At 67.7% G+C, this 10,264-nt stretch carries 9 protein-coding genes, 2 tRNA genes and 1 pseudogene; all 12 read right to left on the bottom strand.

Annotated features, from left to right (window positions below; translation table 11 throughout):
• Positions 1-59: 59 nt before the first annotated feature.
• Positions 60-617, bottom strand: a complete 558-nt coding sequence (locus HW578_RS17120; RefSeq protein WP_198371824.1) for a NuoB/complex I 20 kDa subunit family protein — start codon at positions 615-617, stop codon at positions 60-62.
• A 7-nt stretch (positions 618-624) separates the two neighbouring features.
• Positions 625-993 carry an NADH-quinone oxidoreductase subunit A gene (locus HW578_RS17115; RefSeq protein WP_198371823.1) on the bottom strand — a complete coding sequence of 123 codons (369 nt, stop codon included), beginning with the start codon at positions 991-993 and terminating at the stop codon, positions 625-627.
• Positions 994-1,217: 224 nt separating this feature from the next.
• A tRNA-Asp gene (locus HW578_RS17110) sits at positions 1,218-1,294 on the bottom strand.
• 173 nt (positions 1,295-1,467) lie between these two features.
• Positions 1,468-1,540: transfer RNA gene (locus HW578_RS17105), tRNA-Val, on the bottom strand.
• Between the two features lie 122 nt (positions 1,541-1,662).
• Positions 1,663-1,995: an HU family DNA-binding protein gene (locus HW578_RS17100; RefSeq protein ID WP_232479054.1), complete on the bottom strand. Its 333-nt coding sequence runs from the start codon at positions 1,993-1,995 to the stop codon at positions 1,663-1,665.
• A gap of 188 nt (positions 1,996-2,183) precedes the next feature.
• Positions 2,184-4,589 carry an endopeptidase La gene (gene lon, locus HW578_RS17095; protein ID WP_198371821.1) on the bottom strand — a complete coding sequence of 802 codons (2,406 nt, stop codon included), beginning with the start codon at positions 4,587-4,589 and terminating at the stop codon, positions 2,184-2,186.
• A gap of 135 nt (positions 4,590-4,724) precedes the next feature.
• The gene (gene clpX, locus HW578_RS17090) at positions 4,725-5,981 is read right to left on the bottom strand and encodes an ATP-dependent Clp protease ATP-binding subunit ClpX (RefSeq protein WP_198371820.1); all 1,257 of its coding nucleotides are present in this window, start codon (positions 5,979-5,981) and stop codon (positions 4,725-4,727) included.
• A gap of 112 nt (positions 5,982-6,093) precedes the next feature.
• Complete coding sequence (gene clpP / locus HW578_RS17085) at positions 6,094-6,741, bottom strand: ATP-dependent Clp endopeptidase proteolytic subunit ClpP (RefSeq protein WP_232479053.1); 648 nt, start codon at positions 6,739-6,741, stop codon at positions 6,094-6,096.
• 120 nt (positions 6,742-6,861) lie between these two features.
• Positions 6,862-7,653: an MBL fold metallo-hydrolase gene (locus tag HW578_RS17080; RefSeq protein ID WP_198371819.1), complete on the bottom strand. Its 792-nt coding sequence runs from the start codon at positions 7,651-7,653 to the stop codon at positions 6,862-6,864.
• A 7-nt stretch (positions 7,654-7,660) separates the two neighbouring features.
• On the bottom strand, positions 7,661-8,434 hold the full coding sequence (locus HW578_RS17075) for a TatD family hydrolase (RefSeq protein WP_198371818.1): 774 nt from the start codon (positions 8,432-8,434) through the stop codon (positions 7,661-7,663).
• Positions 8,434-10,008 (bottom strand): methionine--tRNA ligase, encoded by a 1,575-nt coding sequence (gene metG, locus HW578_RS17070; RefSeq protein WP_198371817.1) that lies wholly within the window; start codon positions 10,006-10,008, stop codon positions 8,434-8,436. The genes HW578_RS17075 and metG overlap by 1 nt, the downstream gene beginning before the upstream one ends.
• A 32-nt stretch (positions 10,009-10,040) precedes the next feature.
• A pseudogene (locus HW578_RS17065) lies at positions 10,041-10,264 on the bottom strand (DNA polymerase III subunit delta'); the annotation flags it as partial.

Genomic DNA, 10,264 nt, shown 5'->3' with positions numbered 1-10,264 from the left:
CGCCCAGCGCGCGCAGCGAGTTCTCGGGCGCGGCCGGCTCGGCCGCCGCGATCTCGTTCTCAGCCACGCAGGATGGTCCCCGTCCGGCGAATCTTCTTCTGCAGCTGCAGGATGCCGTAGACCAGCGCCTCTGCCGTCGGCGGGCAGCCCGGCACGTAGACATCCACGGGCACGATGCGATCGCAGCCGCGCACCACGCTGTAGGAGTAGTGGTAGTAGCCCCCGCCATTCGCGCAGCTGCCCATGCTGATGACCCAGCGCGGCTCGCTCATCTGGTCGTAGACCTTGCGCAAGGCGGGGGCCATCTTGTTGGTCAGCGTGCCGGCCACGATCATCACGTCCGACTGGCGCGGCGATCCGCGCGGGATGATGCCGAATCGGTCGAGGTCGTAGCGCGCCATGTAGGCGTGGATCATCGGCACCGCGCAGCAGGCCAGGCCGAAGGTCATCGGCCAGAGCGACCCGGTGCGCGCCCAGTTCACCACCTTGTCGATGTTGGCGACGACGAAGCCCTTCTCCTGCATCTCATCGGTCACGGCATTGATGACCGCGTCCTGCGCCGCGCCGGGCGGCAGCGCGTCCTTGTTCCAGGCGATATCGTTGCTGGCGCTGCTCATGCTGCGCTCACTCCCAGTCCAGGGCGCCTTTGCGCCACTCGTAGACGAAGCCGACCGTTAGCACGAACAGGAAGCCCATCATCGAGCAGAAGCCGAGCCAGCCGATATCCCCCAGCGCGATCGCCCAGGGGAACAGGAAGGCCACCTCGAGGTCGAAGATGATGAACAGGATCGCGACCAGGTAGAAGCGCACATCAAAGCGCCGGCGCGTGTCGTCGAAGGGCGCGAAGCCGCATTCATAGGCCGAGAGCTTCTCGGCATAGGGTTTCTGCTTCGCCGCGAGGAAAGCCCCGCCCACCATCGCGATGGCGATCCCCGCCGCGATGCCCAGGAAAACGAGCACCGGGAAATACGCGGCCAGCAGCGGCTCGGTCATCTCAACCTCAACTCCCCTGCCCTGTTCCGGGCATGCGGCGGCTGCACGTTGGCGTTTGCCGCAGCGCAGCGCGGGCGGACATTAGCCGCCCTTGGGGCGCTCCGCCATAGGTCGCAGGGTCCTGCTTTCAAGCATTTGCGTCACGATCGGGCGCGCGCGGGTCCAGAACGCGAAAGCGGCGCCGGGCATAGCCGCGGCGCCGCTTTTCCATCGCTGTCGTCGCGTGGCGCGAGTGACGGGGCTCGAACCCGCGACCTCCGGCGTGACAGGCCGGCGCTCTAACCAACTGAGCTACACCCGCTTGCGCGACAGGTGGCGGGGGATACGGGGTGGGGCGGGTTTCGTCAAGCGGGTGAGTGTGCGTGTTGCGCGGATTAGGGGTCCGCGCCGCGACGCAGTGCGTCGCGGGTCGCTTCTCTCTCCCTCCGGGGGATTTTTCCTGCTGCACCCGCATCGCGGGTGCAGCAGGAAAAATGGGCGCTGACGGGTTCGAACCGCCGACATCCTGCGTGTAAAGCAGGCGCTCTACCAGCTGAGCTAAGCGCCCCCTGTATCGTTCCCTACCGCAGATCGGGTGCCCCGCGCGAGGGTGGGATTCGCAGCCCCCATCAACAGGAAGGGCCGGCCCTCGCGGACCGGCCCCCATGCGACGCTGCCGAAGCGGCAGGATCAGTTCACGGCGTCCTTCAGGCCCTTGCCGGCCTTGAAGCGCACGGTCGTGCTGGCGGGGATCTTGATCTCCTCGCCGGTGCGCGGGTTGCGGCCCTTGCCGGCCTTGCGCTTGGAGGTCGAGAAGGTGCCGAAGCCGACCAGGCGAACCTCGCCGCCCTTCTTCGACAGCGCCTTCTCGATCGCGGCGAAGACCGCGTCCACGACGTCGCCCGTCTTCGCCTTCGGCAGATCGGTCGCCTCGGCGACGGCGGCGATGAGGTCCTGCTTGTTCACTGGGGTATCCCTCCGTTGGTCCCGCGGATGACGCGCCGGTGCGATTCGCCCGGCCATGTCGGGGCGGAGAGTAGGAGTGCCGATTTCACAGCGTCAACGATGCAGCACCCGATTCGCGGCGGAAAACCGCCATTCGCGGGACCCGATGCGGCAAAACTGCAACGCTTTCCTGGGTTTTCCACAGGAAACCCCGGCGAAGCCGCGCTTCGCCGGGGTTTTTCAGGCGTCGAACTGAGAAGAAGACGTCAGTGCGGGAGCACCGTTCCCACGCTGCCCTGCTCCGGCCCGCGCGGCGCCGGTGTCTCCTCCGGCTCCTCCCAGGTGATCGGCTCGGGCTTCCTCACCAGCGCCCGGCCGATGACATCGTCGACGTGCGAGACAGCAACCAACTCGAGGTTCTTCTTCACGTTGTCCGGGATCTCGGCCAGGTCCTTCTCGTTGTCCTTCGGGATGAACACGGTCTTGATGCCGGCCCGCAGCGCGGCCAGCAGCTTCTCCTTGAGCCCGCCGATCGGCAGCACCCGCCCGCGCAGCGTGATCTCGCCCGTCATGGCGATGTCGCGCCGCACGGGAATGCCCGTGAGCACCGAGACGATGCTGGTCGCCATCGCGATGCCGGCCGAAGGACCGTCCTTCGGCGTCGCACCCTCGGGCACGTGCACGTGGATGTCGCGCTTCTCGAACATCGTCGGCTTGAGGCCGAAGCTGGTCGAGCGCGAGCGCACGTAGGACATCGCGGCGGACACGCTCTCCTGCATCACGTCGCCGAGCTTGCCCGTGGTCTTCACGTTGCCCTTGCCGGGCACCATGACGCTCTCGATGGTCAGAATCTCTCCGCCCACCTCGGTCCAGGCCAGGCCGGTGACGACGCCGACCATGTCCTCGGCCTCGGCCTCGCCGTAGCGGAACTTCCGCACGCCGGCGAACTTCTCGAGGTTACGCGCGGTGATCGCGACCTTCTTCGACTTCTTGGAGACGATCTCCTTCACCGCCTTGCGCGCGAGGCCCGCGATCTCACGCTCGAGGTTACGCACCCCCGCCTCGCGCGTGTAGTAGCGCACCAGGTCGCGGATCGCTTCCTCCGACAGGCTCCACTCGCCCGCCTTCAGGCCGTTCGCCTCGCTCACCTTCTTCATCAGGTGGCGCTTGGCGATCTCGATCTTCTCATCCTCGGTGTAGCCGGGGATGCGGATGATCTCCATGCGGTCGAGCAGCGGCTGCGGCATGCGGAGCGAGTTCGCGGTGGTCACGAACATCACGTCCGACAGGTCGTAGTCCACCTCGAGGTAGTGGTCCGCGAAGGTCGAGTTCTGCTCGGGATCCAGCACCTCCAGCAGCGCGGAGGACGGGTCCCCGCGCCAGTCGGCGCCGAGCTTGTCGATCTCGTCCAGCAGGAACAGCGGGTTGCTGGTCTTGGCCTTCTTCATGCCCTGGATCACCTTGCCGGGCATCGAGCCGATATAGGTCCGGCGATGGCCGCGCACCTCCGCCTCGTCGCGCACGCCACCGAGCGACATGCGCACGAAGTTGCGCCCCGTCGCCTTCGCGATGGACTTGCCGAGTGAGGTCTTGCCCACGCCGGGCGGACCCACCAGGCACAGGATCGGGCCGCGGATCTTCGGGCTGCGCGACTGCACCGCCAGGTACTCGATGATGCGTTCCTTCACCTTCTCGAGCCCGTAGTGATCGGCTTCGAGAACGGCTTCGGCGGCGACAATGTCGTTACGCACCTTGGAGCGCTTCTTCCACGGAATGGACAGCATCCAGTCGAGGTAGTTGCGCACCACCGTCGCCTCGGCGGACATGGGCGACATGGTGCGGAGCTTCTTGAGCTCCTGCATCGCCTTCTCGCGCGCTTCCTTCGACAGCTTGGTGGCCTTGATGCGCGCCTCGAGCTCGGCGGCCTCGTCCTTCCCGTCCTCGCCTTCGCCCAGTTCCTTCTGGATCGCCTTGAGCTGCTCGTTCAGGTAGTACTCGCGCTGCGTCTTCTCCATCTGCCGCTTCACGCGGTTGCGGATGCGCTTTTCCACCTGCAGAACGCCGATCTCGCCCTCCATATGGGCGAAGACGCGCTCGAGCCGCGCCGTCACGGATGGCGTCTCGAGCAGCTCCTGCTTCTCGGGAATCTTGAGGCCCAGATGCGAGGCCACGGTGTCGGCGAGCTTCGCCGGCTCCTCGATCTGGTTGATCGAGACCAGTACCTCGGGCGCGATCTTCTTGTTGAGCTTGATGTACTGCTCGAACTGGGAGACCACGGTGCGCGCCAGGGCTTCCGCCTCGCGGGGTTCGGCCATGGTCTCCTCGACCACCTCGGCGAAAGCCTCGAAGTAGTTGGCGGTTTCCTTGAAGGCGGCGATCTTCGCGCGACGCCCGCCCTCGACCAGCACCTTCACCGTGCCGTCGGGCAGCTTCAGCAGCTGCAGCACGGTTGAGACTGTGCCGACCTGATAGAGGTCGTCCGCGCCCGGGTCATCCTGGGCGGCGTTCTTCTGCGCGACCAGCAGGATCTGCTTGTCGTCCTTCATCACCGCTTCCAGCGCGCGGACCGATTTCTCGCGGCCCACGAAGAGCGGGACGATCATGTGCGGGAACACCACGATGTCCCTCAGGGGGAGCACCGGGAGCAGTTCGCCGCGGATGGTTTCCGTCATGTGACCTCACAGGGACAGTCGGCGCCCGGCCCGCCCAAAGGCGGCACGGGCGGGGCGCCACGGTATCTCCCGGATGTGGGGCCCCGTGGCGCCCGCTCAAGATCTTGACAGGGCGCGGGCCCGCGCCCCGCCGCCTCAGGCCGAGGTCTGCTCCGCCGGCCTCTCGCCATAGATGAAGAGCGGCTGGGCGCGGCCTTCCGCGACCTCGCGGTTCACCACGACCTCCTCGACGGAATCGAGGCCAGGCAGGTCGAACATGGTCGACAACAGGATAGCTTCCATGATCGAGCGCAGCCCGCGCGCGCCGGTCTTGCGCTGGATGGCGCGCGTGGCCACCGCCTTCAGCGCGTCCTCGGTGAAGGTGAGCTTCGCCCCCTCCATCTCGAACAGCCGGGCATACTGCTTGACCAGCGCGTTCTTCGGCTTGGTCAGGATCTCGATCAGCGCCTTCTCATCCAGGTCGTCCAGCGTCGCGACCACCGGCAGGCGGCCGATGAATTCCGGGATCAGACCGAATTTCAGCAGGTCCTCGGGCTCCACCTCGCGCAGGATCTGCCCGGTGCGGCGCTCGTCCGGGTCGCGCACCTCGGCGCCATAGCCGATGCCCGAGCCCTTGCCGCGCGCGCCGATGATGCGCTCGAGGCCGGCGAAGGCGCCGCCGCAGATGAACAGGATGTTCGAGGTGTCGACCTGCAGGAATTCCTGCTGCGGATGCTTGCGCCCGCCCTGCGGCGGCACGGAGGCGACGGTGCCTTCCATGATCTTGAGCAGCGCCTGCTGCACGCCCTCACCGGACACGTCGCGCGTGATCGACGGGTTGTCGGACTTGCGGGAGATCTTGTCGACCTCGTCGATGTAGACGATGCCGCGCTGCGCGCGTTCCACGTTGTAGTCGGCGGCCTGCAGGAGCTTGAGGATGATGTTCTCGACATCCTCGCCGACATAGCCGGCCTCGGTCAGCGTGGTCGCATCCGCCATAGTGAAGGGCACGTCGAGGATGCGCGCGAGCGTCTGCGCCAGCAGCGTCTTGCCCGACCCGGTGGGGCCGACCAGCATGATGTTGGACTTGGCGATCTCGATGTCCGAGTTCTTCCCGCCATGCGCCAGGCGCTTGTAGTGGTTGTGCACCGCGACGCTGAGGACCTTCTTCGCATGGTCCTGCCCGATCACGTAGTCGTCGAGGACCTTGCAGATCTCCTTCGGCGTCGGCACGCCGTCGCGCGACTTCACCAGCGTGGTCTTGTGTTCCTCGCGGATGATGTCCATGCACAATTCGACGCATTCGTCGCAGATGAACACCGTCGGGCCGGCGATGAGCTTGCGGACCTCGTGCTGCGACTTGCCGCAGAACGAGCAGTAGAGGGTGTTCTTGGAATCGCCGGACTTGCTCATGCGCTCTCCGTGTTCCCCGGAAGTGCGGGGAACTGCAACAGGAATGTAGCCCCCGGCCCGGCCGGGGAAAAGCGAAAGCCGCCCGGCGGCATCCCCCCGGGCGGCCGGCGCATCACGCCTTCGTGGGCTCGGTCGCCGGGACCGGCCGTTCCTCGACCACATGGTCCACCAGGCCGAAGTCGCGGGCCTCCTCGGCGGACATGTAGCTGTCGCGGTCGAGCTTGCGCTCGATCGCCTCGATCGGCTGGCCGGTATGCTTCACGTAGATCTCGTTCAGGCGCTGGCGCAGCTTCAGGATCTCGCGCGCCTGGATCTCGATGTCCGCCGCCTGGCCCTGCGCCCCGCCCGAGGGCTGGTGCACCATGATCCGGCTGTTCGGCAGCGCGTAGCGCTTGCCCTTGGCCCCGGCACACAACAGCAGCGAGCCCATCGACGCCGCCTGGCCGATGCACACCGTGCTGACCGGGGAGCGGATGTATTGCATGGTGTCGTACATCGCGAGCCCGGCCGAAACCACGCCGCCCGGAGAATTGATGTAGAAGGCGATGTCCTTGGACGGGTTCTCGCTCTCCAGGAACAGCAGCTGCGCACAGATGAGCGACGAGACCTGGTCGAAGACCGGCCCGGTCAGGAAGATGATGCGTTCCTTTAGCAGGCGCGAATAGATGTCGAAGGCGCGCTCGCCCCGGGCGGTCTGCTCGATGACCATCGGCACCAGGGTGTTGTTGTAGACTTCGACAGGGTCACGATCCCTGATCATGGCTTGGTCCTTCCGTGGCGGCGGCGGCGAATCAGCCCCGGTCGCGTCTGGGCGAATGTGGGGCATCCCCCGCGGTCGCGAAAGCCCCGCCGCCCGATCGTTGCAAATCCGCCGCGGCCCTCAGCCTGGCAGGTCCAGCACCATCCCGTCATGGCCGGGCTCGACCCCCGCCGGCAGGTTCGCCAGCAGCCAGCCATGGTCGAGGTCGGGGCTCATATGCGTCAGCACCGTCCGCCGCGGCTTCAGGACATCGACCCATTCCAGCACCTGGTCGAGGTTCGCATGGACCTTGTGGGGCCGCCGCTGGAAGCATCCCACCACCCAGGTATCCAGGCCGTGAAGCCGCGCCAGGCTCTCGGGCGGCAGCTGCACCAGGTCGGTCGAATAGGCGAAGGCGCCGACCCGCAGCCCGAGCGTCTCCATCACCGCATGGTCCTGGCGGAAGGTCTCGACCCGGTGGCCCGCCATCTCCCGCGTCTCACCGGGCGCGACGCGCACGGGCTCCACCGCCGGGCGGAAGAAGTGCGGCGCGGTCGAGGGCAGGAAGGCGTAGTCGAAGCGCTGGCGCAGGATCGACAGCGTGCGCTCGGTCCCGAAGGCCTCGAGCGGCCGCCCGGCGAGCCGGTTCAGGATTCGGATCTCGTCCAGCCCCATGATGTGGTCGGCATGGTCGTGCGTATAGAGGACGGCATCCGCGCCGGGCACGCCGCAGGCCAGCATCTGGGCCCGCAGGTCGGGGCCGGTGTCGACCAGGAGCCGTCCCGCGCCGCCCCCCTCGATCAGGATGGAGGATCGCGTACGCAGGTTCAGCGGATTGGCCGGGTCGCAGTCCCCCCACCAGCCGCGGCCATCGGCGCCGCCGATCTGCGGCACGCCACCGGAGCCGCCGCACCCCAGGATGGTGACCTTCAACAATGCCTTACGCGGCTTTCCTGAACAAGCGATGGAAGTTGCCGGTCGTGAACTCGGCCAGCGCCTCCGGGGTCATGCCGCGCACCTCCGCCAGCACCCGCGCGGTATGCGCCACCATCGCGGGCTCGCAGCGCTTACCCCGGAAGGGCACGGGCGCGAGATAGGGCGCATCGGTCTCGACCAGCAGCCGGTCTGCCGGAAGATCGCGTGCGATCTCCCTGAATTCCTGAGATTTCGGGAAGGTCAGGATACCGGAAAAGGAGACATAGCCGCCCATCGCGACCGCCTGCTCCGCCAGCGCCCGGCCGCTGCTGAAACAGTGCAGCAGGAAGTCGAAGGGTCCGCCGGCGTCGCGCTCCTCGCGCAGGATGGCCAGGATGTCGTCATCCGCCTGGCGGGCGTGGATGACCAGCGGCAGCCCGGCGATCCGCGCGGCGCGGATGTGGCGGCGGAAATTCTCGGCCTGCGCGTCGCGCGGTGCCTTGTCGTAGAAATAATCCAGCCCGGATTCGCCGATGCCGATGATGCGCGGGTGGTCGGCCTCGGCGGCGATCTCCTCGGGCGTGGGCAGCGGGCCTTCCCCGGCATTGTGGGGGTGGATACCGACCGTGCCCCAGACCTGCGGGAAACGCTCGGCCAGCGCCTTCACCGCGGCCGCCTGGGACATGCGCACGCCGATCGTCACCATGCGCCCGACGCCGGCCTCCTGCGCCCGGGCGAGCACCTGCTCGATCTCCGCCTCGACGTAGTAGTCGAGGTGGCAATGGCTATCGACCAGCATCAGGCGGCCGCCAGGTCGATCTTGCGGAAGAGCGGCGCGGGCGGCGGCAGCGGCGTGCCTTCGGGCAGCGGCATGGCGAGCGCGGCGAAGTCCCGCGCATCGGGCGGCACGCCGAGCTGGTCCAGCAGCGCGGCCATGCTGCCGGGCATGAAGGGCTGCAGAAGCGTGGCGTAGGCGCGCAGCGCGTCATGCAGCGCGCGCAGCACGGCGGCCATCCGCACTGGGTCGGTCTTCTTCAGCGCCCACGGGGCCTCCTGGGTGATGTAGCCATTGGCCTCGCGCACCGAGGCCATGATCGCCTCGAGCGCCAGGTGGAATTCCTGCCGGTCGAGCCTCTCGCGCACCTGCCCGGCCAGGGCCTGCACGCCACCCAGCAGCGGCGCGCCCACCGCCGGGTCGCCCTGCGCCGGCAGCCGCCCTTCGCAATTGCGCTGGATCAGGCTCAGCGTGCGGTTCGCGAGATTCCCCAGCGCATCCGCCAGCTCCCCGTTCAGTCGGTTCGCCAGCGCCTTGCGGGAGAAGTCTCCATCCTGCCCGAAGGGCACTTCCCGCAGCAGGAAGTAGCGCACGGGGTCGAGGCCGAATTCTTCCACCAGCGCCACAGGATCGATCACGTTCCCCAGGGACTTGCTGATCTTCTGCCCCTCGTTCGTCCACCAGCCATGGGCGAAGACGCGTCGCGGCGCCGGCAGCCCGGCGGCCAGCAGGAAGGCCGGCCAGTAGATGGTGTGGAAGCGCACGATGTCCTTGCCGACGAAATGCACATCCGCCGGCCAGAACTTCCAGCGCGGCGCCGTGGTGTCGGGATAGCCCGCCGCGGTGATGTAGTTGGTCAGCGCATCGAGCCAGACATACATCACATGCGCCTCGTCGCCCGGCACCTTCACGCCCCAGGTGAAGGAGGTGCGGGACACCGAAAGATCCAGCTTCTCAGGCCGCTCGGCGAAGTCCTTCAGCCCCTGCTGGATGAAGGCGCGCACCTCGTTGCGGCGGCTCTCGGGCTGGATGTCGATGCGCTCGGGATCGCCCTCGGGCAGGTCGTAGCGGCGCAGCAGTTCCGGCAGCCAGCGGCCGAGGCGGAAGAAGTACGAGGGCTCGCGCACCCATTCCACCGGCGCGCCGGAGGGCGCGTACTTCACCCCGTCCCGCTCGGTGAGTTCGTCCGGCCCATAGAATGCTTCATCGCGAACGGCGTACCAGCCCTCGTAGTCACCGAGGTAGATCTCGCCGCGCTCCGCCAGCACCTTCCACAGCGCGACGCAGGCCGCCTTGTGGCGCGGTTCCGTGGTGCGGATGAAGTCGTCGTTCGAGAAGCCCATGGTGGCCGTCAGGTCGCGAAAGGCCTGGCTCACCCGGTCGGTGAAGGCCTGCGGGTCCTCGCCGGCATCCTGCGCCGCCTTCTCCACCTTCTGGCCGTGCTCGTCGGTGCCGGTCAGGAAGAAGACCTCGTGCCCGTCGAGGCGCCTGAAGCGCGCCAGCACGTCGGTCGCGAGCGAGGTATAGGCGTGCCCGATATGGGGCCTGTCGTTCACGTAGTAGATCGGCGTCGTGTAGTAGATCGGTGGCTTCGCCATGGGCTGTCCGGTTCCGGGTCCGGACGCCCCCGTCAGGGCCGCGCGAGCCAGGACAGGCCCGTCAGCACCGCCTGCTTGCGGTCGAGGTTCAACCGCTCGGTGTCGTCCGCAAGGTCGCCGAGCCTATCCCACAGCGCCGCCCACACGGCAAGCGGATGGCGGGCGAGCCAGGGGGCGGCCGCGCGCCCGCGCGCCGCGTCGCGCAGCGCCGCCGCGATCGCCCCGCGCAGCAGCCCCATGAAGATGCCGAAGGCGC

It is taken from the genome of Roseomonas rosulenta (assembly GCF_016106005.1).
GTDB classification, from domain to species: domain Bacteria; phylum Pseudomonadota; class Alphaproteobacteria; order Acetobacterales; family Acetobacteraceae; genus Neoroseomonas; species Neoroseomonas rosulenta.
Note: the sequence above shows the minus strand (reverse complement) of the source record. Positions and strands in the feature narration are given on the sequence as shown.

Excerpts from the sequence above, each read along its gene's own strand:
- HW578_RS17120 (WP_198371824.1), bottom strand. The coding sequence starts at position 617 with ATGAGCAGCGCCAGCAACGATATCGCCTGGAACAAGGACGCGCTGCCG.
- HW578_RS17115 (WP_198371823.1), bottom strand. The coding sequence starts at position 993 with ATGACCGAGCCGCTGCTGGCCGCGTATTTCCCGGTGCTCGTTTTCCTG.
- HW578_RS17100 (WP_232479054.1), bottom strand. The coding sequence starts at position 1,995 with ATGGCCGGGCGAATCGCACCGGCGCGTCATCCGCGGGACCAACGGAGG.
- lon (WP_198371821.1), bottom strand. The coding sequence starts at position 4,589 with ATGACGGAAACCATCCGCGGCGAACTGCTCCCGGTGCTCCCCCTGAGG.
- clpX (WP_198371820.1), bottom strand. The coding sequence starts at position 5,981 with ATGAGCAAGTCCGGCGATTCCAAGAACACCCTCTACTGCTCGTTCTGC.
- clpP (WP_232479053.1), bottom strand. The coding sequence starts at position 6,741 with ATGATCAGGGATCGTGACCCTGTCGAAGTCTACAACAACACCCTGGTG.
- HW578_RS17075 (WP_198371818.1), bottom strand. The coding sequence starts at position 8,434 with ATGCTGGTCGATAGCCATTGCCACCTCGACTACTACGTCGAGGCGGAG.
- metG (WP_198371817.1), bottom strand. The coding sequence starts at position 10,008 with ATGGCGAAGCCACCGATCTACTACACGACGCCGATCTACTACGTGAAC.